The sequence below is a fragment of the Pseudomonas sp. AD21 genome, assembly GCF_002878485.1.
In the GTDB taxonomy this organism is placed as follows: Bacteria; Pseudomonadota; Gammaproteobacteria; order Pseudomonadales; family Pseudomonadaceae; genus Aquipseudomonas.
In genome coordinates, this window is the sequence record NZ_NQYG01000015.1 from 99,875 (window position 1) to 124,862 (window position 24,988).

At 51.3% G+C, this 24,988-nt stretch carries 21 protein-coding genes and 2 pseudogenes; 12 read left to right on the forward strand and 11 right to left on the reverse strand.

The features are described 5' to 3' along the window. Positions 1-330: 330 nt before the first annotated feature. The gene (locus PseAD21_RS12380; RefSeq protein ID WP_102355918.1) at positions 331-1,230 is read right to left on the reverse strand and encodes a LysR family transcriptional regulator; all 900 of its coding nucleotides are present in this window, start codon (positions 1,228-1,230) and stop codon (positions 331-333) included. Positions 1,231-1,374: 144 nt separating this feature from the next. Here PseAD21_RS12380 and PseAD21_RS12385 point away from each other — a divergent pair, with 144 nt between their 5' ends. Both PseAD21_RS12385 and PseAD21_RS12390 read left to right on the forward strand, forming a co-directional pair. Further along, a complete protein-coding gene (locus PseAD21_RS12385) occupies positions 1,375-2,529 on the forward strand; it encodes an alpha-hydroxy acid oxidase (RefSeq protein WP_102355949.1) in 1,155 nt (384 codons plus the stop codon). Between the two features lie 224 nt (positions 2,530-2,753). After that, the gene (locus PseAD21_RS12390; RefSeq protein WP_102355919.1) at positions 2,754-3,800 is read left to right on the forward strand and encodes a hydroxyacid dehydrogenase; all 1,047 of its coding nucleotides are present in this window, start codon (positions 2,754-2,756) and stop codon (positions 3,798-3,800) included. A gap of 76 nt (positions 3,801-3,876) precedes the next feature. Here PseAD21_RS12390 and PseAD21_RS12395 read toward each other — a convergent pair whose 3' ends face one another. Further along, positions 3,877-4,242, reverse strand: a complete 366-nt coding sequence (locus tag PseAD21_RS12395) for a histone-like nucleoid-structuring protein, MvaT/MvaU family (RefSeq protein ID WP_102355920.1) — start codon at positions 4,240-4,242, stop codon at positions 3,877-3,879. Positions 4,243-4,682: 440 nt separating this feature from the next. On the opposite strand from PseAD21_RS12395, the pseudogene PseAD21_RS12400 reads away from it, so the two are divergent. Then, positions 4,683-4,787, forward strand: a pseudogene (locus tag PseAD21_RS12400) (inorganic pyrophosphatase); the annotation flags it as partial. A gap of 118 nt (positions 4,788-4,905) precedes the next feature. Continuing rightward, entirely contained in the window at positions 4,906-6,228 is a 1,323-nt protein-coding gene (locus PseAD21_RS12405) for a chloride channel protein (protein ID WP_102355950.1), read from the forward strand. A gap of 3 nt (positions 6,229-6,231) precedes the next feature. Here PseAD21_RS12405 and PseAD21_RS12410 read toward each other — a convergent pair whose 3' ends face one another. The 4 genes and pseudogenes from PseAD21_RS12410 to PseAD21_RS12420 all read right to left on the reverse strand — a co-directional run bounded on the left by PseAD21_RS12410 (position 6,232) and on the right by PseAD21_RS12420 (position 10,892). Beyond that, positions 6,232-7,509 (reverse strand): DUF2254 domain-containing protein, encoded by a 1,278-nt coding sequence (locus tag PseAD21_RS12410; RefSeq protein ID WP_102355921.1) that lies wholly within the window; start codon positions 7,507-7,509, stop codon positions 6,232-6,234. A gap of 291 nt (positions 7,510-7,800) precedes the next feature. Next, the gene (locus PseAD21_RS30290; RefSeq protein WP_371318556.1) at positions 7,801-8,664 is read right to left on the reverse strand and encodes a methyl-accepting chemotaxis protein; all 864 of its coding nucleotides are present in this window, start codon (positions 8,662-8,664) and stop codon (positions 7,801-7,803) included. Beyond that, a pseudogene (locus tag PseAD21_RS30295) lies at positions 8,659-9,441 on the reverse strand (MCP four helix bundle domain-containing protein); the annotation flags it as partial. The gene PseAD21_RS30290 and the pseudogene PseAD21_RS30295, both read right to left, overlap by 6 nt. 668 nt (positions 9,442-10,109) lie before the next feature. After that, positions 10,110-10,892: a DUF4253 domain-containing protein gene (locus PseAD21_RS12420; protein WP_102355923.1), complete on the reverse strand. Its 783-nt coding sequence runs from the start codon at positions 10,890-10,892 to the stop codon at positions 10,110-10,112. Positions 10,893-11,116: 224 nt separating this feature from the next. Here PseAD21_RS12420 and PseAD21_RS12425 point away from each other — a divergent pair, with 224 nt between their 5' ends. Then, the gene (locus PseAD21_RS12425; RefSeq protein WP_102355924.1) at positions 11,117-11,452 is read left to right on the forward strand and encodes a hypothetical protein; all 336 of its coding nucleotides are present in this window, start codon (positions 11,117-11,119) and stop codon (positions 11,450-11,452) included. A 93-nt stretch (positions 11,453-11,545) separates the two neighbouring features. Here PseAD21_RS12425 and PseAD21_RS12430 read toward each other — a convergent pair whose 3' ends face one another. Continuing rightward, entirely contained in the window at positions 11,546-11,992 is a 447-nt protein-coding gene (locus PseAD21_RS12430; RefSeq protein WP_256588137.1) for a hypothetical protein, read from the reverse strand. A 469-nt stretch (positions 11,993-12,461) separates the two neighbouring features. After that, entirely contained in the window at positions 12,462-13,172 is a 711-nt protein-coding gene (locus tag PseAD21_RS12435) for an SOS response-associated peptidase (RefSeq protein WP_102355925.1), read from the reverse strand. A gap of 99 nt (positions 13,173-13,271) precedes the next feature. On the opposite strand from PseAD21_RS12435, the gene PseAD21_RS12440 reads away from it, so the two are divergent. The 6 genes from PseAD21_RS12440 to PseAD21_RS29495 all read left to right on the forward strand — a co-directional run bounded on the left by PseAD21_RS12440 (position 13,272) and on the right by PseAD21_RS29495 (position 20,793). Then, positions 13,272-13,703, forward strand: a complete 432-nt coding sequence (locus tag PseAD21_RS12440; protein WP_102355926.1) for a LexA family transcriptional regulator — start codon at positions 13,272-13,274, stop codon at positions 13,701-13,703. Further along, positions 13,690-14,925: a translesion error-prone DNA polymerase V subunit UmuC gene (gene umuC, locus PseAD21_RS12445; RefSeq protein ID WP_102355927.1), complete on the forward strand. Its 1,236-nt coding sequence runs from the start codon at positions 13,690-13,692 to the stop codon at positions 14,923-14,925. The genes PseAD21_RS12440 and umuC overlap by 14 nt, the downstream gene beginning before the upstream one ends. Positions 14,926-15,511: 586 nt before the next feature. Continuing rightward, entirely contained in the window at positions 15,512-17,434 is a 1,923-nt protein-coding gene (locus PseAD21_RS12450) for an ATP-dependent endonuclease (RefSeq protein WP_102355928.1), read from the forward strand. Beyond that, positions 17,431-19,113 carry a UvrD-helicase domain-containing protein gene (locus PseAD21_RS12455; RefSeq protein ID WP_102355929.1) on the forward strand — a complete coding sequence of 561 codons (1,683 nt, stop codon included), beginning with the start codon at positions 17,431-17,433 and terminating at the stop codon, positions 19,111-19,113. Before PseAD21_RS12450 ends, PseAD21_RS12455 begins: the two co-directional genes overlap by 4 nt. Positions 19,114-19,201: 88 nt before the next feature. Next, the gene (locus PseAD21_RS12460) at positions 19,202-19,960 is read left to right on the forward strand and encodes a hypothetical protein (protein ID WP_042560309.1); all 759 of its coding nucleotides are present in this window, start codon (positions 19,202-19,204) and stop codon (positions 19,958-19,960) included. A gap of 131 nt (positions 19,961-20,091) precedes the next feature. Beyond that, complete coding sequence (locus PseAD21_RS29495) at positions 20,092-20,793, forward strand: hypothetical protein (RefSeq protein ID WP_146011279.1); 702 nt, start codon at positions 20,092-20,094, stop codon at positions 20,791-20,793. A 968-nt stretch (positions 20,794-21,761) separates the two neighbouring features. On the opposite strand, the gene PseAD21_RS12475 is transcribed toward PseAD21_RS29495, so the two are convergent. The 3 genes from PseAD21_RS12475 to PseAD21_RS12485 all read right to left on the reverse strand — a co-directional run bounded on the left by PseAD21_RS12475 (position 21,762) and on the right by PseAD21_RS12485 (position 23,129). After that, a complete protein-coding gene (locus PseAD21_RS12475) occupies positions 21,762-22,142 on the reverse strand; it encodes a hypothetical protein (protein ID WP_083221776.1) in 381 nt (126 codons plus the stop codon). A 90-nt stretch (positions 22,143-22,232) separates the two neighbouring features. Further along, the gene (locus PseAD21_RS12480; RefSeq protein WP_256588138.1) at positions 22,233-22,523 is read right to left on the reverse strand and encodes a hypothetical protein; all 291 of its coding nucleotides are present in this window, start codon (positions 22,521-22,523) and stop codon (positions 22,233-22,235) included. Positions 22,524-22,733: 210 nt separating this feature from the next. After that, a complete protein-coding gene (locus PseAD21_RS12485) occupies positions 22,734-23,129 on the reverse strand; it encodes a hypothetical protein (RefSeq protein ID WP_102355933.1) in 396 nt (131 codons plus the stop codon). A 239-nt stretch (positions 23,130-23,368) separates the two neighbouring features. On the opposite strand from PseAD21_RS12485, the gene PseAD21_RS30300 reads away from it, so the two are divergent. After that, on the forward strand, positions 23,369-23,866 hold the full coding sequence (locus PseAD21_RS30300) for a helix-turn-helix domain-containing protein (protein WP_098465999.1): 498 nt from the start codon (positions 23,369-23,371) through the stop codon (positions 23,864-23,866). Positions 23,867-24,988 lie beyond the last annotated feature (1,122 nt).

Below are 24,988 nucleotides of genomic sequence, written 5' to 3' on the forward strand. Positions count from 1 at the left end.
TGAATACGAATATTCGCTTGTCTGGGGCGGCTCTGACTGTGAGCTGCCACCCAGAGCACATCCCGAAAATTCACTATTCTTTCACAAGGCCGAACCTGGGCACGCGCTAGTACTGATGCTAATTCAGCTAAGCTAAACCCGCGATGCTTGTATTGATATGGGTAGGCCAACCCCACAGAAGTGCTCGGTCTCTCACCAACCCTGAAAAATTTGATATGCGCTGATTAAGTGCAGGTCTGACCTGTGAAATTTCAGTCAGATTGGTGAGACCACGCGTCTCACTGAGACGCTGTTTCCTGACTAAGTTCATGCGTAACCGATCCACTAGGCTCAGATTAGACAAGTGGGCGAATGGAAGTCGATAGTGTCCGAAGCTATTTCACGGATGCTCTGAATCATCGGTCGCGAATCGTCTCTTCTCCATTGAAAGGTATATTGGAGAGGGCTCAATCGTGCAAATTTGTCCAGGTGAACCATCTGTCCTCGAGCAATCAAAGACTCTGCCCAAGCCTCTGGTAAAAAACCCACCCCTAAGCCCCTCCGAATCAAACCTGCAACGCCTCCCCAGTTTTGACAACTCAAAATTCGTGCTGGGGACGTTCTCAAATTTGAAAGCCAATGATCGATCAATCGCACAGTTCCTGCGCCTTGCGGTAACGTGATCAAGGTGATGTCCGGCAGATCCGTTGCCTCCAGTGAGGCTGGCTGCTCAGAAAAATCATTAGAAGCTACCCACGTAAACTCGGCTTTTCCAATAATGTGGGAGGCAATTGAAATCCGCGTTGAAGGGCCGGCAATGATCGCGAAATCCAACTCACCATCCTCCAATCCGCGTTCAAGGTCTTGCCCGACACCAACTATAGGCTCTATCAATAAATCCGGGTGATAAGCCTGTATTTGTGCGATCAGGTCTGGCATCCACGTTAAAGACGTCAACTCTCCAACCCCGAAGCGACATCTTCCCGATAGCGACATTTGGCTGTTGGCATATCTCAAAAACTGGTCGGCGTTCCCCAGCAAATCCTTTGCATGAGGAATCATTTGCTCTCCAACAGTCGTGAGCGTTGCGCTCCGCGCCGTGCGATTGAACAGTTCAGTGCCCAATGACATTTCTAATTCTGCTATGCGCTTGGATAGCGACGAAACAGTAATATTTAGTCGTCCAGCAGCGATGGCAAAGCTGCTGCACGTCGCAGCCCAGTAGAAAGCTTCTAATTGCTTCAGCGTCATCTCCGCCCCTTGACAGATAGTAAAAGCGAACAATGGATCATTAATTAATTCACTTTATTCAATTTCTTCGAAATCTTATAGTCCTCTCACATCTTCCCCAGCCTTGTGGTGGGATGAAAAAAAATGGGAAATGAGGAGTTCAAAATGAAAGTCTCCATTCGGCACATCCTCAGCCTTGAAGATTTTGAACACGCAGCTCGGAAAGTTCTACCCAAGCCCCTTTTTGCATACGTGGCAGGCGCGGTAGAGGATGGCGTGTCCGCGGCGCTCAACCGCACCGCTTTCTCAAAATATGCTTTCTGCCCTAATGTGCTTGTAGACGTGTCACAGCGAAGCACCTCGGTAAATATCCTCGGCAAAGCTTATGCCGCACCTGTAGGAATTGCGCCCATGGGAATTGCTGCATTGACTAGCTATCGTGGCGACGTGGTTTTGGCAGAAGCGGCAGCAAACGCAAACATTCCTTCGATCATGAGCGGTTCCTCGCTCATACGGCTCGAAGAGGTGATGTCCAAAGCACCGCAGACTTGGTTCCAAGCCTACCTGCCGGGTGATGCCTTACAGATTGCTGCTTTGATCGATCGCGTTCGGAGCGCAGGAGTAGAAACTCTGGTTCTCACTGTCGATACCCCGGTAGCAGCAAACCGTGAAAACAATGTCCGGGCCGGATTTTCCACGCCCCTACGACCCAGTTTGTCGCTTGCTTTGCAAGGGATCACTCATCCTAGATGGTTAGTTTGCACATTCCTGCGCACTTTGTTTCACCATGGAATGCCACACTTTGAGAACAATTACGCGACCCGAGGAGCTCCTATCCTATCCTCGAGCGTATTGCGTGATTTCGCTGATCGGGGCCATCTAAATTGGACGCATGTCGCTGAAATTCGTAAATCCTGGAGAGGTCAGTTAATAATCAAAGGGATACTGAATGCTAAGGACGCGCTCACCGCGAAAAATCTCGGCGTGGACGCAATTATCGTTTCGAACCATGGCGGCAGGCAGCTAGATGGAAGCGTGGCGCCTCTGCAGGTACTTCCCCTAGTACTGGATGCTGTCGGCGAGTTGCCTGTCATGATCGACAGTGGCGTTCGAAGAGGCACTGACGTGATGAAGGCAATGGCGTTAGGGGCGAAGGCGGTGTTTATAGGCCGTCCTTTCAACTACGCAGCATCCATTGCTGGACGCTCAGGTGTTGACCATGCAATTACCTTGATAATCGAAGAACTCCGACGCGACCTCGGATTACTAGGCGTTGTGGGATTCGATACTTTGACTAGAGAATTCCTAAGCGAAGTTTAGTTGTGCGCCAGCGAAGCTGAAAGCAAGAAATACTGACTAAAACCATGAAGCCACATTGATCACTCCTTACTGTAATTTCAACTGAAAGTGCACGAGAGGCGTCAGTTGAAAAGGAAAAATCTTAGAAATTTGCACTATGTAAGGGATAAATGCTTTTTAGCTACGATGCATTTTTTTTCAAAAATCTTCGACAGCCTAGCAGTTTTCGATAGGACAATATAAGCATGACCACTTCTTCCCATGCCCGTGTCTGCCGTCTCGATTTATGGATAAACCCAATATTCGATGAACTCATTACGGATAAATCGCGGTTAACACTGCAGATTTTATCGCGTAACCCGGATGATTGCGTTACTGCAAACACTTTGGCGGAGGCGCACGCCTACCATGTCTCAGCAGCCAAAGACGAATTGCCCAAACGCTGGTTCGTGGGTGCAGAGTTGATCAAGGCTTGCCCGAAACTACTATGCGTATCGGCTGGTGGCGCGGGTTACGACACTGTCGATGTGCAGGCATGCACTGAAGCCGGCATTGCTGTTGTGAACCAAGCTGGCGCGAATGCCAACTCGGTGGCGGAGCATACCTTTGCGCTGCTTTTGGCAGTGGTCAAACGCATTGTTGAATCTGACAATAAGCTGCATCACGAAACCGGCTTCAGTCGTGAAGACTTGATGGGAGACGAAATTTTTGGTGGCACCATCGGACTTATTGGCCTAGGTGCAATCGGTACTTGCGCGGCGAGGATATCAAAAGGTTTTGGTTTGGAAGTGTTGGCTTATGACCCACTGTTGAGCGAGGATCAGATCCGCTCTCGGGGTGCTAAGCCTGTAACGTTAGAGACGTTGCTCCAGCGTAGCGATTACGTCTCCCTGCACTGCCCTCTTCTAACTCAGACTCGACATATGATGGGTGCAGATCAGTTTGCTATGATGAAACCAGGTTCCATCTTTCTCTCCACAGCACGGGGTGGGATTCACGAGGAGGCAGCCCTTTACTCAGCATTGAAGGCGGGACATTTGCGTGGCGCTGGCCTAGATGTTTGGGAGGAAGAGCCTCCCCGCCGCGACGCGCCGTTACTTAGCTTATGCAATGTCGTTGCTAGCTATCACACCGCTGGCGTTAGCCATGGTGGGCGCAAAAACGTGGCTCGCTCATCGGCAAACCAAATCTCTTTAATGTTGAACGGTGAGCGACCGCCTCACTTGCTAAATCCAGAAGTGTGGGAACGCTTCCTTGCTCGACGTCAGTCAATTTTGGTCGACGTTGTTTAGTCAATTAAGGCGACGTTGATTCACCTCAACACCAAAGGAAAAGGCCTCGAAAGGCCCTTTTGTACTTAAACCAAAATCACTTGGTCAGCCAGGATTCCACGGTGTCGGAGCCGTGCTCAGCTTTCCACTCTTTCAGGGTCTTGTGGTTGCCGCCTTTCGTCTCTACGACTTCGCCGGTGTGAGGGTTCTTGTAGACCTTCACTTGGCGTGGCTTACGGGTTCCCGATTGCGGTTGGGCGGCTGGAGCGCGATGACCAGCTTGTGGATCGAGCAGATTGATCACCTCCTTCAGGCTGTAACCGTATTTTGAGAGCAAATCGCGCAGCTTCGTTTCGAATTCGATTTCTTTCTTAAGGCCTGCGTCGCCCTTGAGGGCTTCGAGAGCCTGGAGCTGCTCGGCGAGGTGTTTTTCGAGTTGACGGAATTCAGCGAGTTTAGACATGGAAATTCTCGATGGGTGTGATACTAGAAGATTACACCATAAATTACATCCGAACTTACATACAGTCTCGTTCTACTGCTTCAGCTCCTAATCAACATCGCTGGACAGATTACGAAGTCATGGCATGCTGGATTTATCGAAAGCTATCCAAATCACAGTAGACGCGGTTGCACTTTACATGTTGGTCGAATCGGAGCGAGTGGCGATCTATTTCACCCCTGCAGAGCTCCTTGCCGGCAAATCTTTGCGTACACAGCCAAGCGGACAGCTGACACTTAGCGTGAGGCTGGAGTCTTGAGATTTATCTGAGTAAGCAGGTCGAACAAGCGCTTCGAGTCTGAGGACATATCAGTGTTTTTCACAAAGACGCCAATCGAAATGGGTAACCTAGGGAAAGCTCTGTCCAATGCGACCACTTCCACACCTTCGGAGCTATGAAAATGAGCTACGCAAACATCCTCGCAGGCAATGCTATTCCCTATGATTTCTTCACCTTTATCGAGATTCCTGCGAACCACTCGTCGATCAAGTACGAGGTGGATAGGTGAAGCCCCATAAGCGTAAAGGAGCCTGTCGTACGGGGCTCCCAAGGCTGTTTGGAACGAGCCGTTTATTTGGTTAGTCTTGCTTTCAAATATGGCGACTTCAAGGGGAGCCCCTCGGGTGATCAAACCGATAATGCTGTTACGCCGAGGCTTCGCCTCCATGCGTTGGCGCACCAGGGTCACGTTATGGATCGCAGCAACCATTGCCGGCTTGCTGGTGGTGGCTTTTGCAAGGCTCGCGGACATAGCCCTGGCTCAGTTTGCCCAACAGACCGCAGAGCGAGCGTGGCTTCCTCTTATTTATACTCCACTGATAGGCATGCTCGTAGTTTGGCTGACAACGCGCTTTTTTATGGGTGCCCAAGGCAGCGGAATTCCTCAGGTAATCGCAGCAACACGACTCGCGCGTCAAGGTAAACCCATTGAGAGACTGGTTTCACTGCGAATTGCTTTCGCCAAGGTAGGCCTTGGAACTCTGGCGTTGACGGGTGGCTTTTCGGCGGGGCGTGAAGGCCCCTCGGTTCAGGTTGCTGCATCCATCATGCACTTCTTTCACCGCTTCCTGCCCAATGCGCGAATCGTACGCAGCGAGGATCTCATTCTGGCGGGAGGTGCAGCGGGTATAGCGGCTGCATTCAATACGCCCTTGGCAGGGATCGCATTCGCGGTGGAAGAACTTGGACGCAAGCTGGAGACCCGTACCAGCGGGGTTCTTCTCAGCACCATTATCCTTTCTGGGATGGTTGCCATTGCCTTGCAGGGAAACTACAACTATTTCGGCCATTTCGGTATTCAGGACATCAACCTCGACATCGTTCTCCCGGCGTTAGTAATCGGGATTGGATGTGGGCTATTGGGTGGTTTATTTAGCCGAATGTTGTTATGGCCGCAGCGGCATCCACGCTTCATCATCTGGCAATGGCGGCGCCTACATCCAGTGTGGTTTGCCGGCATCTGTGGATTGGTCGTCGCAATATTAGGTTGGTTGAGTGGCGGAATGTCATTCGGTAGTGGCTACGGCATTACCTCTCAGGTCATCGCATCCGATATAGTGCTGCCGTGGCACGCCCCCATTACTCGCTTCCTCGCGACCGTAGTGACTTACTTCTCTGGTATTCCAGGAGGTATTTTTGCCCCTTCGCTCGCTGTAGGGGCCGCAGTCAGCGCCAATACCGCAGAGCTATTCCATCTGGCCGCGCAGCCCACTATTGCACTCTGCATGGTCGGATTTCTGGCTGCCGTTACTCAGTCGCCAATCACCTCAGCAATCATTGTGATGGAGATGATTGATAGCCACAGTATGGTGATCAGTCTCATGGCGGTAGCCCTGATCGCCAAGGCTGTAAGTTCAAGAATGGGCCCTGAGCTGTATCAGCAATTGGCGCGAGGCTTTCTCGAGAATGCAGAAGCTGCTGCTGCACCAAAGAATCCAGCTCGATAGACCTTATCGTGTCATCGTTCTAGCCAGAGAGTTCAGTTGATCCTTCTCATGCTGCAGCGCTAAGGTGGTCTCTGCACGAGTGATCAGAAGATCCACGTGCCTGTAGCAGGCATCTTTAAAGATCGCTGGGTCTATTTCAGCGAGACTGATGAGGGCTTTCAACAGGCGCACGTTAACTTCCAGCAAAGCTGCGCCGTCCCTACTGATCGGAGCAAAGAAATCATCAAACAGATCATCAACCGTCAATCCTCGGAGAAAGACCTGTTTACAGCCTTGATCCGTTTGCGAGCTAGGGACGTGAGGCTTGCTCCAGCAAGTTAAAGTCCTCACTCCCCGGCCAATGACATCGATGGCTGTCCCTGGGTCGTTCACTGCAGGCGATAAGGCGCGAGAAGCGATTTCCGAGAGCACACAAAGTCCGAAGCGTGGATCATTTTCAAAGGTTCGACGGACGCCGAAAGTCAGGGTCGCTAGAACCTTCTCTCTTGTAGTATCGGTATCACCGCTCCTCGTGTTGCCCAGGTTCACAATGTGCAGTAGCGGCATTCCTTCGTGCACAAATGTCCCCGGAAGCACCTCCAGATAAATCTGTATTTGATCTTCCTGCGCGATGGCTCCAAGTGCGCTAACATCAATATGTTGCACATAACCTGTTGCCTCACTTTTCAATGTGATTGCGCCAGGGGGTAGCGACAGATCTGTCGGGTAAGCTGAGCCACCCAAGTAGGGCCACTGGACTCGTTGAGTGATTGCCTCTATCGCAGCCTTCTCGACGCGGTCGATGGTTTCCCCAACCCTTCCGAGCTTTGACAGGTGATCGATCCAGCGCAGGAGGGTGTAAACGATCAGGATGACCACAATTATCGTTACTGCGAAAAGCAACACTCGACCTTGCGTGCCATAAGCACCCGTGCTCAATGCAATGATCCCTACCAGGCTAAAGAGGAATGATCCTATAAACGTGGCAAGGGCATTTTGGGTCGTGGTGTCTTCCATCACCAGGGTGGTTGCGCGCGGCGTCACTCCGCTGCTCGCGGCCCCATAAGCAGTGACCATGGTGCTCAACGAGAAGGTCGTGACGGCCAGCATGCTGGAGGCAATGATCCCCAGAATTTTGTCTACGGCATCTGCGCCGATGCGCGCTGGCAATGACTCCGGAATGAAGTCTTTGAATACAACAGCGAGCAGTGCCGTAGCCACCCCTAGAAGGGAGAATAGGGAGGCTCTGAACCACAGCCGTTTGGTGAGTTGATTCGTTACCCAACGCCAACGAGCAATCATGTGCAATCCTTCAGTGACTACGTCAGTGGACGTCGCGAGCAGCGCAGAAGTTTTATTCGGAAATTTGAAACTGGTTTTAGATCCTGGCTAGAGATGAAGCATCTCACAGGTATGCGTGTTGCTGCGATTGCGAGCGTCACCTGCACGGCCCATTGCAGCGAGACGAAGAAGGGGTGCGAAACGTTTACGTTGTTTGTTCAGGTAATGGCCGTCTCAGAACGTAAGGTTATCCAGTGCCTGTGTAACGTAGGGTGAAAAGTGCGCCAGCAAAAGCGCACTTTTCTGTGGGATCTAAAGCTTAAATTTGGCTACCAACTGGTTGAAGGATACTGCAAGCCTTGAGAGCTCGTGGCTCGAGGCATTTGTCTGATGTGCTCCTGTAGCAGTTTGAGCTGACAAGCTTTGAATGTTGACGAGGTTACGATCTACCTCACGAGCAACCTGTGCCTGTTCTTCTGACGCGCTTGCGATTACCAGATTGCGCTCTGTGATTGCAGCTACACCCTCAGTGATCGATTCCAGTGCTACGCCTGCGGCCTGCGCAAGCTGACGTGTGTTATTTGCCTGGCTCTGACTCTTAGTCATGGTTTCTACTACAGAGGTAGCACTTGTCTGAGCAGCGTTAATCATCCCCTCGATTTCAATAGTCGATGATTGGGTACGATGAGCTAAAGCTCTTACCTCGTCAGCTACTACTGCAAATCCGCGACCTTGCTCGCCCGCTCGAGCAGCTTCAATGGCCGCATTCAGAGCTAGGAGATTGGTTTGGTCAGCAATCGACCTGATGACCTCAAGCACCTTGCTGATTTCTTTCGTCTGATGAGCAAGCTCTTGAACCTGCGAGCTCGATGAGTTGATTTCCCCAACCATTCCTTCAATCGCTACAACAGCTTCTCCAACCTTACTTTTGCCAGCCATGGCGTCTTGATTGGTTCTTTGCGATATTTCTGCTGTAGAAACGGCATTGCGAGCGACTTCATCGACTGCAGCTGTCATTTCATTTACAGCGGTAGCAGCCTGTTCAATTTCGCTGTTCTGCTGAGTAAGACCCCGTGTGCTCTCGTCCGTTACGACGCTCAGTTCTTCTGCTGCCGAGGCGAGCTGATCTGATGCACTGGATATATTTTGAATCGTGCTTCTAAGGCTCGCCTGCATCCCATCTAGTGAGGACAGTAATTTCCCGGTTTCGTCCTGGCTACCTGCGTCAATACGTTGCGTAAGATCTCCATCTGCAATACGCTCCGCAGCCAATACTGCATAGGAGAGTGGCCGTGTAATGAGTCGCGTGATAAGAAGACCCAGGCCCATTGCTAGGACGAACGCGACTACCATACCTGCAATCATCGTTAGCTTAGAACTTTGAATGAGAGTATCGCTTTCAATTCGGAGACCGTCTGCTTGATCATTGTTAGATGCAATTATCCCTAGCATTTCTTTCTCAGCGAAACCGTACTTATCGCTGACGTCTCCTATCAGTTGCAATCTCGCCCCTGGCAAATCCCCCGAAATCAAAGTATTGGCGAACTTTTCTCCCGCTTTTATATAAGCAGGCCAATCCCGTTCGAAATTATCACCTAAGGCCTTTTCGTCATCGCGCAGCGGGGTGCTACGATAAATAGCGAATGCTTTCTCTACAGCACGCTGGCGGTCAGATAATGATTTTTGAGTGGCTGCGAGCTCCCCATCAGTTGCATTACCAGCTTTTTGTGCCAGCAATAAGTATAGATCTCTATTGTGATAAATTACTTGCTGCAGAGCTTCATTCACCTTGTTAATTGAAGTTATATTATTGCTAAATACAGATGAGATTGCGTCGCCCAACCGTGAGTTGCCGTTCATCCCGACGAGCCCAATCGCAATAGTTATCAATGCGCATATCAAGAATGATATGGACAGTTTTGCCGCAAGGCGTAAATTCAGGAACCAAGTCATAGAGCTTTCTCTTCGATAGGGGAGATCTGGTTAACCTTGAGGCGTGCCATTGATCAGGAGATGTATCGGCAAGCAAGTCCGATTATTGAGATTTTTTTCTCACGCGCAGCTTAGATAAATTGTTTCTTATGTTTATCACCTTAAGCTCAAGTAATATTGATTTTAATAACAATTCGCGCTTCATTTTTTAGGGTTATTGAATATTCACTGAGACCAACTTGGCCGATTCAGCTTCTCGTCCATTGACGGCCGCCTTTCCCAGTTGGGTGCGAAGAAAACTGAATAGCTGATACCTCTCTGATCCTTCCACTAGATCGAGTCAGCTGGGAATCTGAGATCGCCACTCCAGCTTAATCACAGTACGTCGGAAAACACTGAGTAACCGGAGCAAGCGGAGCGCGCGGGCTGGCACAGCCGAAGTCGTGAAGGATGGACGCCCGCAGGGCCGAGATACGGCGGGACGCGGGAGCTCGGTTTACGACAGCCCGCCCGCGCACAGCGGCTCGCCACCAGACGTAAGTCAGTCAGATCTTGCTTGACTCAGTAGCACCACCGCCGTGGCTGAACAAAAAGCGCAAAGCAAATGCCCTCCTACATGGCTTCCAAAAACCCCAGACCTCTCACAAACTCAGGTATCTATTCAGCCGGGCTTTTGCTGCGCACGAAGCTCACTCCACGTAACGGAGCCACAGATACGTCCGACCGGAGACCGCCTGTGCGACTGCAGAAATGCGTGTCTGTAGGTCTTTATCGCTAGTGTTGTAGAGCGCACAGAAGTCTTTGGCTATAACGTTAGCAAGTGATGTATCAGGCGGTTCAGCACGAATGAAGCCGATGTAAGAAGCACCTACGCCCATCAACTCATACCCATGCGCTTCTGAAAAATGACGCGCAACGGCAAAGTTTTTCGCGGGATCCAGATCCGAAGTGAAATAGCCATTCGGAAAAGCCGCGAGTGCCTGGCAGGACTGCTGAACGGGTACCAGGAGCGCTGAAAGAGGCTGCTCTAGAAGAGAGATAGGGTTGTTCTGGTAACCGATCCACTCCTGGAGGGCCTGCTGATCTAGCGTCAAACCATGAGTACAAGCATCCTCGAAAGACGTGGCTGCAACCAGGGTCATGAAATTGCGAAGACAGATTGCGAACTCCGCTTTCGTAGTCGGATAGCCTATGTATTCACCATTCTCAAAGCACTCTGGAGGCAAGCCCGCTATTTCCTGCTCCGATGCATCGTCCATCCCTAAATTATTGCGCACATGCCCGGAGGTGTAGCGAGCTTGCTGCAAATCATCCAGCGAGAAAAGAGGTTTAAAGCCTGGGTGTGACTCAGCAATCTTGCGACGAGCTTCGGTCAGATCGTCAAAGCTGGTAATCCCGCTCACGCCGTACTCATCGCATGTACCTACAGACGGATTATCACGCTTGCCGTTACCGCGAAATTCGATATCCATAAACCGTGGCCTGCTCCATTTTGGTACTGAATTGAGTGAGTAAGCCCTCAATAGCCTGGCTTACGTTGCATTATTTTTATCTCTATCAGGCCCACTACCACGTTGAAATGTTGCGAGCACGTAGCCCGAATTCACAGTGGGCATAAATGCTTCCAGAGGCCACGCTGGAGCAGCAATCCTAGTAGAATTCGTCGAGCTGATTACCACCCACTTTGAGATGTTCTATGAGCTCTGAATTAACTGAAGAAGAAATGCGTCGTGCCCTATTCGGTACGCCTCAGCCCGAAGAGCAGGTGTCTGCTCCTCGAGTATCGGAACATGTGCCAGAAGTAGTGCCTAAAAAGCCAGCAACAGCTCCCCAAGTGAATAAGAAAACTGCAAAAGCTTTTACGCCTAGGCTGAAGGTCACTCTCAGGGTTGGAAACGAATTTGAGGGAAAAATGACCGAGTTGATTCACGAAGCTGATACGTTGAGCTCGTTGCTTGCTGAGCAGGAGGCTGTGAGAGCCGCTAGGAAGAAATACAAGTACGTGGAACTGGTGTCGGTTAAATCTATGTAGAAGACCTAGCTGGGCTCATGAGGCAGAACGTCGTGCGCTTAGGAACTCTTATTTCTCACGAGCAAGCCCCTCTTGGCTCTGCCTTCCATCTGCTTAACTCGGTGGCATTGTCGACGAACAGCCCGTCACTTGTGGGTAAGTCTGGCAAACCAGCATAATTTTATTTTTAGGCTCAAAGCCGTGATCAATCATGCAACGCTGCACTTCTGCAGTGCGCCCTATGCTAGCGACGTCCAGATTCGACCCAAGTGGCTTCGCATAGCCGCACGCATACATCACCGGCAGGGCTTCGCTGTCATTAGCTACCTTGAATGAAAAATGGCGTGACGCTCCCGCTCTACGCCATGAGACCTGCATACGTTCATCCCGGCCTGAATTAGGCTTGATTGGGTGAAATGCTTCGTCTTCGACAAACGGTAACGCTTCGAGCTGGGACAAGCTGAGCGGCCTCCCCTGCCTTTCTTCAACACAGGCCGGCATATTCTTCATTATGTCGCAGTATTCAAAGCCGTCTTTTCGAGTAAAACCGAGACGCTGCATTCACTGAAAGTGGATTATTTGTTCGTTTATTGGGAAATGGTTTTGTGGCCCTGCTACAGGGTCGCCACATTCTGCCATTGCGGCTTTGACGCCCTCTACAGAGGTCGAAGCACGTCTCCATTGGGTGAAAGACGCCGGTGGCGGGCAGCCGGTGAGTAAGAGTACCGATGAGATCAGTACTGGGATGGTGATGATCTGAGATTTTCTGAACATATTTTGTCCTCAATTTATGCCAGGCTACGCCAATGGCGTCCAAGTCTTCGGGGCGAATAATCCCACCACATTCCCCCTACATTACCAGCCGTGACCTGGGCGGTCTCAGGTATGCCGGGTGTCAAAACTGATGGTTGATCTAAGCGATGTCCGTTCTTGATGAAAGCTGACAAGAACTACTCATGGACAGGCCGGGCAACGCTCCAGTTGCCGTCCATCAACATCTACAGCCAACTGGATGTACGACTCAGGTTGATCATCCATCGACGTCTGACGCCCCTGAGAGCGGCTTAACCAATTCTGGGCCCTGATTACGAACGCTACCCACAGCCTTGCTCACCTTATACCAATGAAAATCGGTGGCAGGCCGGCAGTGTTTCATTGCGATTTCCCGCGCGCGTTCAGGGGAAGTATCTGAGGCGATCCATTCGCGGGCGTGATCAGGGGCCAAAACCAGCGGTTTCCGATCATGGATATCTACCATCCCTTGATCACTGGCGGCGGTGATGATGACGAAGCCGTCGCGAGGGTCTGGCTCCAAGCCTTGGTGAACCTCAGCTAAACCAGCGAAGAACATCGGAGCCTGCTCTTTCAGGGTTATGAAGTAAGGCTGCTTTTTCTTTGAATCAGCCGGATCTTTGACCCACTCAAACCACCCGTTTGCAGGTGCAAGCACACGACCGTTTGGCCAGAGCTGACTGAAGAATTTCCTGCTCATGACTGTTTCAACCCTGGCGTTTATCGGGTCAGGACGCTTTCCTTTCGCCCAAAATGGTGACCACCCCCATTTCACCTTATCAACGCTCAATCGGTCGTCCACTGGCCGAATAATTTCCACCCGAGTTGAGGGTGCGACGTTGTATCGCTCTACTGGCCAAAGATCGTAGCCGTTGATCACCAACTGCTCTGGCGCGAGCTCCTTCAGGTAGTGATCAATTGACTCGTGGATCCAGTAGCGTCCGCACATGCTGTCACCCGTCGAATAGTGATGCTTATGAGATTGACCGCAAGCGAAGCAAATCGTTAACTGTATATACGTACAGTCTAAAACTTTAAGGCTTGCATCATGAGCATCACCATCCTCGGCCCACTCGCTACTGGCGGTAAGAAGCTGCCCCTTTATTCATCCAAGGTGCCGGCGGGCTTCCCCTCCCCTGCAGCTGATCACATCGAAAAGCACATCTCCCTTGATGAGCTGTTCGATATTCGAGCCCCGCACGTGTACCTGGTGAGAATCGATGGGGACAGCATGCAGGGCGCAGGAATCTATTCAGGGGATCTAGTGGTCGTTGATCGGAGCATCGATGCGGTCAGCGGCGACATAGTCATCGCCGCGCTGAACTCGGAGCCTTTCTGCAAGCGCCTGCTTCTGCGTGAGAACGCCGTGATGCTTGTATCAGAGAACCCAAAATATCCGGCAAGGCATGTCATGGAGGGCGATGAGCTGGTGATCTGGGGTATGGTGAAATACAGCGTGCGCGATCATGACAACACGTGAACCTGTGTTTGCCCTGATTGACTGCAACTCGTTCTATGCGAGCTGCGAGCGAGTGTTCAGACCCGACCTGGCGAAGACGCCAATCGTGGTGCTGTCCAACAACGATGGCTGCGTGATTGCCCGCAGCTACGACGCCAAACCGCTTGTGAAGATGGGTCAGCCATACTTCCAGATTAAAGACCTCCTGCGCCGTTACGGCATCGTCGCGTTTAGCAGTAATTACGCTCTGTACGGCGACATGAGCGAACGCGTCATGACGATCATCGAATCGATGGTGCCTGCGCTCGAGGTCTACTTGTCCGCGTTTGGTCGACAGATGCGCTCTGCACTTCTCAAACGCACGGGCATCCCTGTCGGCGTGGGCATTGCACGCACCAAAACCCTGGCCAAGCTCGCCAACCATACCGCTAAGCGGTTGTTGGATATTACTGGTGGCGTAGTAAATCTATGCGATCCGTTCAAACGCGACTGGACGCTGCGTAATACGGATGTGGGAGAAGTCTGGGGCATCGGGAAGCGAATGAAGGCTCACTTGGAGGTCATGGGCATCAAGACCGCCATGGACTTGGCGAAAGTCGATCCAACGATGCTTCGCCAGAAATTCAGTGTGGTGATCGAGAAGACTGGTCGCGAGCTTGCCGGCACCTCCTGTCTGGAACTGGGTGAAGCTGACCCACCCAAACAAGAGATTTGCTGTAGCCGAATGTTCGGCACCCGGCTCACGCAGATCGAGCCAATCAAGGAAGCCGTCGCGACCTACACCCAGCGTGCGGCGGAAAAGCTCCGCGCGCAGAACTCCCTGTGCAAAAAAATCCGCGTGAGCATTCGCACCGGCATGTTCAATCCTGAAGAGGCGAAATATGCGAACGGCGCGCTGGTGGAATTGCCCTACCCGACCAACGATGTGCGCCTGATGACGAAGGCGGCCACCGAAGCAGTCAATCGGCTGTTTCGACCGGGCTTCAAGTACAGCAAGGCAGAGGTTCTGCTGATGGATCTACGGCAGCCCGGCGAATTCACTGATGACCTGTTCGCGCATTCGCAGCCAGTGATGGCGGACAAGGTAATGAGCGTTCTGGATGAGATCAATGGTCGCTGGGGAAAGGAAGTCGTCCGGTTGGCTAGCGTGCCTGCGGCGCCTGGATGGGCGATGCGTCGAGACCTAATGATCCAAAGCTACACGACGAAGGTAGATCAGTTGTGGACGGTCAGGGCTACGTGACAGGTACTAAGCCGCCCCGCTCACCACGACTCTTTTTTGAACATTAACTAAGTGCTTGGATGAGTGGAGCAAAAAAAGTACCAGCAGCTAATACGCAATAAACTTACAAAATCCTCAACAAGTCAAGCGTCGCAAGACGGAATGATCCCGCGACTCAATAAGCTCGAATACCCTCGCAAAAAATAGAGGTTCTTAGTTTTTATTTTTGATCCCAAATAGTAGCAGAGGGCCTAGCGGCCCCAACGGACGAGCTATTAAACAAAGCCGCAACCACACATACTTTTCCCCCGTTTCGATCTCAGAATCGTGACACCAAAAACAGCCACAGCACGAGCAGGTAAAGCAAAACGCCTAAAACAAGGCCAAAACACACTAGCGTTCGAGCCCAGGAAGGCTGGGCCACCGCAGCTTTTTTTTGTTCTCAAATAATAGATCTCCGTTTTTGAAAATCGATTTCAATGGTGGCCTTTTGAAATTTGTGTAAATTTATTCTCGTTCAGCTCTGAAACGGTACATCCGCACCAAAGGCCGGATGCAATGATCTTGGGAATACGTGTACCCCAAATATTCAGTAAGGAAACTATCGATGAAGCTGTGCAGTCTGCGGGTGAACAATTTCCAATCCTTTGGGCCTGAAGGGGAAGAGGTTACTTTTGAGGACGTGACCTATTTACTAGGCCCTAACGGCGCAGGCAAAACAGCAACGCTTCAAGGCCTCTGTCGGATGTTCGCATTTGAACCAAATCTGCGACGTATCCGCCGCTCTGATTTCCACGTCCCGGCATCTGAGGAAAATCCACCAGAGCAAAGGGAGCTTTCGCTCGAGGCCGATTTCAGCTTTGAAGAAACACAGGACGATGAGGACGCAGATACCGTTCCAGAGTTTTTCAATCAGATGGCCCTACGCACCTTCGACGACGTGCCACGAATACGCTTTCGTTTAGAAGCGACGATGTACGAAGACGGTGAAATCGAAGAGCGTTTTCTGTTTGTGACAAAGACAGACGATGCAGGCAAACCTACATCAACCGCATCAGTCCCGAAAAGACATCGAGACAAAATCCACCTTCATTACCTTCCCGCACGCCGCGATCCATCTGAACACGTGGCGTATGGCGCCACGGCCCTTCTTGGTAGGCTACTGCGGGCAGCCAACTGGAATGACGATCGCGAAACCGTTGCAGGATTGACGGAGCAAATTACCGAGTGCCTTACAGGCAATAAGTCTGTGCAAGCGTTGAGCGATAGCCTGAGCACAGCTTGGCAAAAATTGCACAGGGGCGACTTCTTTGCTTCCCCGCGATTGACGCTTCAAAACTCCGAAATAGAGGCTTTGCTCAGGCATTTGTCTGTTTCGTTCAGCCCAGGTCATGGTGAAAATCAGGTGGATTTTGTACGCCTCAGCGATGGACAAAAATCCATGCTGTATCTGTCTCTTGTGTTCTCAGCACTAGCGATTGGGAGGGAAGTCAGATCAGGCAAAAACACCTCATTTGACCCCCACAAACTCAAGCCACCAGCGTTCACGATCCTTGCGGTAGAAGAGCCTGAGAATAGCCTCTCACCTCATTACCTGGGTCGTATCGTTAACTCACTGAAATCCTCTGTAGGTGTTGATGCTCAAGCATTGATCGCAACGCAAGCGCCGTCGATGCTGCGTCGAGTAGAGCCGGAGCACATCCGTTACCTTCGACTTAACAGCAATCGACAAACCCAAGTCACGAAGATCTTGTTGCCACCCAAACGCAGTGATGCTTACAAATTTGTGAGAGAGGCTGTTCAGGCGTTTCCGGAGGTGTATTTCGCAAGACTGGTCGTTTTGGGTGAGGGCGACAGCGAGGAAATCGTCCTGCCCAGGATCCTTCAGGCTAAGGGGGCTCCTGTTGACGAATTTGCAGTAGCCATCGCCCCCCTAGGGGGTCGGCACGTGAACCACTTCTGGAAACTCTTATCTGCAATCGGTACTCCCTACATCACCCTTCTCGATCTGGATACTGGACGCTATCAAGGTGGGTGGGGTCGTATAGGTTACATTCGAGACCAACTCGATGCGCATGCACCTAACCTCAACCTTCCACAGGATTGGAGTCGGCATGCCTGGGACGATCCCGAGCGACCTATAAAGTCCCATCACCATTTCAACAATGGCACAGTTAGCTTGTTCGCAGAACTTGAAAAGCGCGACGTATTTTACTCCGCACCCTTGGATTTAGATTTTGCGATGCTAGTTGCCTTTCCTAAGGCATACAGAGCAGAAGCGATTCCAGCTACCGCAAAAAGCCAAACGTCCGTTCTGGGCGAAAATCATTTCAATCCAGCGCAATATGATGAGGAAGAGCAGAGTTGGTTCGCTGCTTACCACAAGCTTTTCAAACTAAGCAGCAAACCAGCCGCACACCTGGATGCTCTAGGGCGACTTACCGACGAGCAGCTCCTAGCCTCTCTTCCCGAAGCCCTCGACCGACTGGCCGACAGAGTGATTGCAAAGCTGGAGGAGTCGCCTGAATGATCAATCCAGATCGGTGGACTTCCTCCCCAGGGATTCGCCTGGAGAAAAGTGCTTGGGAGGTGATTCGGGAATGCGAAAGATCAGTCGTGCTGACTGCCGGGCCTGGCGCAGGTAAAACTGAAGTTCTCGCTCAACGTGCCGACTTCCTCCTGCGCACCAACAGCTGCCGATACCCTAAAAGGATCCTCGCCGTATCGTTCAAAACAGACGCGAGTCGGAACCTAAAGCAACGTATACATACGCGTTGCGGCATAGAACATGCTTCACGATTCGATAGCGTGACTTTTCACGGTTTTGCAAAGCGCATCATCGATAGATTTCGGCCCGTATTAGTGGACGAAGCGCTAGGCCAAGATTACGTAATCGGGCCCGAGTACGTCCCCGGAAAAAAAATAACCTTCAAGCAGCTGTTACCTTTCGCCTTGAAAATTTTGAAGGACAGTGAGGTTGCCCTCAATGCGATACGCGCAACCTATTCCCATGTGTTTCTCGATGAGTTTCAAGATTGCACTGGCGACCAATACGAACTCATTAAGCTGCTATTCCACGACACCTCTATTATTCTAACCGCCGTTGGTGATACCAAGCAGACGATCATGGGTTGGGCGGGAGCACTGGATGGAATATTCAAAACCTACGCTGACGATTTCGCTGCCCGCCCTCTTCGACTATTCCTGAACTTCCGCTCTCAACCTCGCTTGCTGCGCATGCAGAACGATGTTATCCGAGAGATTGAAGCTGCCGCTGTGATGCCTGACGATCTCGTGGATGGTGGCGGCGGTGACATACTCACCGGTCACTTCCGAAACTCAGCTGAAGAGGCTGAGGCTCTCACAGAAATCATTCAGCACTGGATAGTTGAGGAGCGCATTCCACCTAACGAAATCGCGATCCTGATGCCTCGCCAGATAGAGGAATATGCTGAAGCGTTGATGGAGCAACTTTCGCGAAACAGCATACCGTTTCGCAATGATCACGAGCTACAGGACTTGCTTAAGGAACCTGCAGTAGGTCTAGTGGTTGACTACCTAACCTGCCTATACGAACCCGGGCAGTCCGAGGCATGGTCGAGGTTGATGTCGCAGCTTGCTCCGTTTGAAGACGACGACAGTAAAAGCAGCGCACCCCAGATATTCGAAGAATTGTTTCGGTCTCACAAAAGACAAGTCGCCGCCGACAGCAAAACCCCCACTCCGTATGTTTCCTGGTGGAAGCTCGTTTTGGAGCTGTTCAAGGGACTGAGCGCATCCGACTTAGCGGCCTTCTCGCCCGAGTATCAATCTCGCCAACGTCTAACCGAGGTCGTACACGACGTCCGAGATCGTATCCGAGCTCAACTTACCGAAGAGCCGAATCTACTAAAGGTATTGGCGGGGGTGTCCGATAGCGACTCTGTCAGACTCCTGACAATGCACAAGAGCAAAGGATTAGAGTTTCACTCTGTAATCCTACTAGGAGTTGAAACACAGGCCTTCTGGGGCAAGCTTGCAGAAGAACGATGCGTTTTTTTCGTAGGCGTTTCTAGGGCAAAGCAGAGGCTCGTGCTGACTACCTCTGAGCTACGCCCTCGACCCAAGAGTTCAAAGAAGCGATGGGACGAGCGAAGAACTCAGCACGGCGAATTCGTCAGCCATGTTGCTAGGCATCAAACCTGCTCGCTGCATGCGTGGAAAGGCTAAAACCCTTGGGGGGCTATACCGTAATGAATCAACCTAAAGTTCTGCAGGCGAGACGCTCACCTTTTCGTCATAGGCTAGGAGGCACCTAATGTTTTCACCGTTCAACATGGAAGATCTGGCAGCAGGAGCGGTCGAGGCATTCAAACTGCTCGGAGATGCTCGTGCAATTGCCGTTTTGGTATCAGGCGAATGCACAGCTGAGTTGATCAACACCGATTTCGGTGTCAATTATTGGCAGCTCATGGTGGCTCTTCCTATCCCCCTGTACTACGCCATGACAGATGTAGAACGCGAAGCTACCAGTAAAGCGATTTATGACGTAGTGACCCCGTTCTACTCAACCCTTCATGACGAGGCCCTAAACGGGGTGACCATTGCCCCACGTATTGGGGAAGCCTCCGAAAATTGGCGAGAAGAAGCTATCCGATATGTGAAAGGTGAAGGTGTCACTAACCAGGGACGAGTACGAAGCGACAATATTGCCTCGAGGGAACATCAGGGACTTCTATTTCGCTCTCAGGCTGAGGTCACTCTGTTCACGGCAATGACACGTGCACAGCTCGCAGTCGCTCCGCTTCCAGTCTTCGTACGGATAGGCAAAGCCTACAATCGTCTCGAGCCCGATTTCGTAGTAGTGTTCAAAGGTCTGACTTTCATTATTGAGGTCGACGGAGATACCTATCATCGCGAATCACCTGCCGATGCTGATAAGCGCTTGGTTCCTTTGACGTGGGAAGGCGTAGAGGTTAGAAGGATACGAGCCTCCGAGCTATCAAGTGACAACGCCGCTAATGTCGTTGTTAAAGATCTGATAGATTTCATGACAAAAAGGAAAGCAGCCCGTTGACTCCACGTGCCGTGAAAGCCGGCAACCTAGCTTCTCGCGACCCAGCTGGTAGACTTTCATCTCAGTACCGCGAGCGCGCCTCGCGCTTGAAGCAACAGGGATGAAACTCACCCAGTAATGGATTCGAAATCTTGGCAAATCGACGCACGGCAAAAACACCAAAATCGTTCAAACGACCAGCCCCTTATGGTCGCCCAAAACTATGGTTCACCAAAGCTTTCGCTGCTCTGGCATCGCTTGGGCTTTTCAGTCTGTTGATGACCACAGCCTACAATTTTTTGGTTGGAGACGTGACGCTATCGTTCGTTAAACCACATGGCCGCTATTACGACTTCGACCTAAGAAACGATAGTCCAGCAGATCAAATCGTTAAGCGTTTCAAAGTAGATTATCCACCGCAGAAGCCAATTGCCCATGCTACTCGCACAATTGTCGCAAAAGCTGTCGGCGCAGGAGGGTACGAGCTACCAGGTGGCAACAGTGGCTGGATTCCAGTGACTGAGTTCGACGAACTGAATGGAAGGATTTTACCTGCTGATAAAGTCACCCCGTTTATCATGCCTCCGACGAACAGCAAGAACTACCTACAGTTAGATGCGGCGGTGTTCGACATTACGTTCGAAACAGCGCCTGCAAACGCAACATTGAAAGTTATTGATGACATTTTGAAAGCCCTCAAGCTGCGCAACCAAGCCACACAGCAGAGGTATCTAGTCATGGATAACCTTTGGATACCCACCCGCGCTCTCAGTGTCGCCGAGGCAGTTAGGCTTGCGTGTAGGGACGATGACTCGCTATCAGACGAATTGTGTCCTGCTCATGGAGGTGGTTGATCGATTCTTGCCTGGGGAGGTGGCACACGAGCCTCACACCTACCGTTCGCTCTCTGAGCCGACCACCTTTGCAAGCCACTTATCCCGGAGACACTGGCTACTCGCTGCACTGCTCGAACACACCGTACTCAGGGAATTAAAATGAGCCGAGGCATAGATTTCTTCCAGGGAATGACGAAGACACAACTCAAAGAGATGATCCAAGGGAAGATCGCAGAGGTCGATTTCGGACAAGATTTTGAGTCCTCAATCATCGCCGACCTAATACATCAGAAGCATTACCACTGCGCAGCCCAAGACCTGCGCCCTACTCACTTTCGAAAGCTGCCCCGACCGGGAGCCGCTTACGATTTCCAAGGCTACTTTCCGGGTCATGGCTGGCACGCAGTCTCATGGACGCAGTGCATCAACCCTCGAGACGAAATGGATTGGTTGGATCGCGCACTCCGGGATGCTGCGCATCCTATAATTTCTAGCTACAGAGCGATGCACCCTGTATGCGAACGGTGCGAGAACAATCCGTCTACCGAAGTTGACCATGTGTCCCCCGAGTTCAAGGTTATGGTCGCCCAGATCTTTCAGGCGCTCAGCACTTCCCAGATTGAGGAGATATTTTCCCGCTTTGACTGGCTGGACAAAGAGCCGTTCTCTTTGCCACCAGGACACTATGCTTTACAGCTCCTCCATGATGCTCACCAGACCGCGACTCTCCAAGCGTTGTGCAAACCGTGCCATGTACTCAACGGCAACGAGCGCCGGCGCCGAACAATTTAGATGCTCGCTATATGGCAGAGAAAATACCTCGCGGGATAGTTCTCAGTCTCTAACATTGCTGGCAAACGAGCCCTGTAGAAAGGCTCCGTAGGGTATAATTCATAGACCTAACGGCTACGAATTTGAGGTGGTGTTTACATTCCCCCAAAATCAGGTTGGGTAGGAAAATGTATTGCCGATAGACCGACGGAATATCACTGCAGAACCCGAGGCGTTGGATGGAGCGTTCGAGAGAGGCGCAAGAACTCTCGCAGGCTCGAACGACCATTACCTCGCTGAAACGTGGCGAGTACATAGCGAGAATTCTCGGTCGTCATTACCCAAAACCTGCCTTCACGCTCGACCTTGACCACGTCAGAAGTTCTGATCAAGTGACCATCGCCAAACCGCCCGTATTGGTCTTTGCGCTTGTGGCCAAAAACAACACCGATGCCTGCGCGCGACCTGATGGAAACTCCGCAAAGGTAAGCGGTCACCGGTTCATCGAAGCCCTGGGCCTGAGCTTTTATAATTCGCTTGAGATCAAAATCTGTATGGCGTTTGCCGTGAAAATTCACATCTAGGGTGTCGAGCATTGTTGGGCTCCGGTTACGGCCTGTAGGGAGTTATCAAGAATTGCACACGTAACCAGGCGCGCTGGTACCGTGGAGGATTACTGGTAAATTTCAGGCAGATCGAATCATGCTTGAGAGAAAGACGGGCCTCAGGTTGACCAGCGCTTCAATCTTGAAGTCTCGCTGGTGTGACGTGTGATACACCGCCCCCTTAGCCACTTCCAGCAAGCAAACCTCAGAACCAGACCTGTCCTCACCTACGGTTACTCTGGTTAACCGCTCCATCTGCCAGCCTCCGGACTTATTCATCCAAGATGGCGTCACAGCCATGATTTCGGTGATACCTAAATCAGAGCCTTGGCTCACCAAAATTTCTTGAAGCTGGCGCGTGTCGTCAATCATCAACGCACAATCGCTGTGCCGCCCCTGGTGTTCGACGCTAAGGGTCAGGTGGTACCAAGGAGTTCGGAGCAGCCTCGACACTCCACGCCAGTTGGATACGCCCTCGCCAAACATTCCTGGGACACCTATGAGGTCGCTGTCTATGGTTCTGAACATGTGTCGCCTCAAGCTGCTGGAGCACTTCAGTTGCTCAGCAGAACCGGTTGGTAATCAGAAAAGGGAAAATATCGCTTCGATAGAAGCAGACTTACGATGGCCTGGCCCGAGCAAGACGTAGACCGTGTTGCGTGTTTCGAATAGGTAGCCTTCCTTGAAAACGGTGCCCATGCTCGAGCGCACCCATTGACCCGGCTCAAAACGGCGCTGTTCGTCATGCACCACCTTGTGGGCAAACATAAACATTGGCTGGCAGCCTGCGGCGGCTACTTTGGCTCGCTCTTCGTCGGTGACGACGGCGTCTAGGATTGTCCATTCTTCTACGGCGCAGAGGGGCATCCACTTGTAGCGCTTTCTGGCTGCAGACATCGCGTCTTGGAGGCTAACTTCTGAGCCAACTAAAGAGACTCCAGGGTCTCCGAAAAGCCCTGTATCGATCACTCCAACCATGTACAGCCTCCGAAATATTTTACGAGTAATACGCCTGCTCAGCAGAGGCTTGCTGGAAAGTCCGCGCGCCGGTCTTCATGCCCAGCGAAACGCTCTCATCTAATTCCCATAAATTGCCAAAACGAGCTTACGGAAGCTTCGCAATGGGCCGTCCTGACCGCTGCATGCGCAATACTACCTCATTCTGGTATTTAACGGAAACCCTCCTGTGTGGCTATATCCTGACTTTTGAGTGAGCCATGCAGCTTAGAATCGCACTCGCGGGCGCCATCCGAGCACTGCGTAAGCAGCGTCAACTTCGGCACGAAGATCTTTCTGACGCCTCCGCGAAATCCAAACTCAGCGCCCTCGAGCGAGGCGAAACAAGTATTACTCTTGAGAAGTTCGAGAGCCTTGCTGAGGGCCTTCGAATAAACCCTCTGGCCCTCCTAGCTCTTTGTATGTCCCAACAGCAGGACACCCCCTACCCCGTCCTCATTGATGCTGCTTTAAAGCAGCTGCAAGCGTTTGAGAAAGAAGGAGGTCTTGGAATTCTCGCTGAACAGCTCACTGATGGAGCGGTTGCCCCCCGTAAGCCTGGAAAGCCTCAGAACAAGGGAAGCGAAAGCGTCGTTCGCGAGCTTAAGACTGCTGGAATGAATCAATCGCAAATTGCGCGGGAGACGGGGCTAGCTCTATCGACTGTGCATCGATATTGGAAGAGGATTAACGCTACCGAATCTAGAGCTGATTGTTAGAGGACAATGCTGGATTGACGCGGGTACTCTCAAAGGGGGCGGTGCGTTGAGATTGAGCTTGGCCTACACGACAACTCGAGGCCAAGCGGAAAGATCGGTTTGCCGCCAAATGGCTTCGATCACTGGATAACCTTATTTCCGGCCTAATCCACAGCCACCCCTGCGCACGCGAACCTCGTAAGCGATGGTGCCAGATCTTGATTCAATATTTACATAAATGCGACATTAATGTCTTTTTTTCGACATCATGAGATCTCTGCCCTTGAATTCGTTTTTCAAAACCGGAGATCTATATTTTGAACTCAAAAGAAAAGCAGCATTGCCTGGGCCTCCCCAGTTTCATGTTCTAAAAACTGTCGTGTTTGCTGGTTGCTTTTCAAATCTGATCCTTCGATCTATAGGATTCTTGAGCTCATTTTCAACAAAATGACATCGTTTAGGGTTGCGCCTCCGCCCCCTCATAACTACTCGCCCATTTGGGGCCGAAGGCCCCGGCTCCTTTTTGGCATCAAAAGCTAAGCTTTTCACTTACTTTTTTTGGTAAATCCGAGGCTCTGCGTGATCGAAAATCGAAAAATCCAGCGAATCAGCAAGAGGCATAATTTCGCCCCGAGCCTTCGTAACTATCCCCAGCATCAAGGACTAGAAATTTTCTCTGCGATATACAGCACACCGCTGAGTCGCCGTTGATAAATAAACACCGCCTCAGTGGCTCGAGGTTTCTCTCAGCAACGCCGGATGGATGGTTAGATAGAATTCCCGAATCAACCTATATTTGCGAACACGTTACACATGTAAAACCTCACCTAGCCACCACTAAGCCACATAAAATTGATTCTTGGTTATATCGTTAACCCAAGGTAGCAAAGTGATTAGCCGTAAGCTGCAAACTTTGTTTTATAGTGGCAATGCTCATTTTTTACTTTGCAACTTACATTCTAAGACTGCGCTCCTACGCGCAGTTACTACGGACATGCCGCCCAACCCAAAAAAACTTTGCCTATGACAACTTTACCATCAACGACTAGATCTCTATTATCTCAGTATAGATTTCAACATCCTCATAGTTAAGAGTATGCCCTAGGCATACCGTTTAAATAATACGGAGTGCTCCTTGACGCC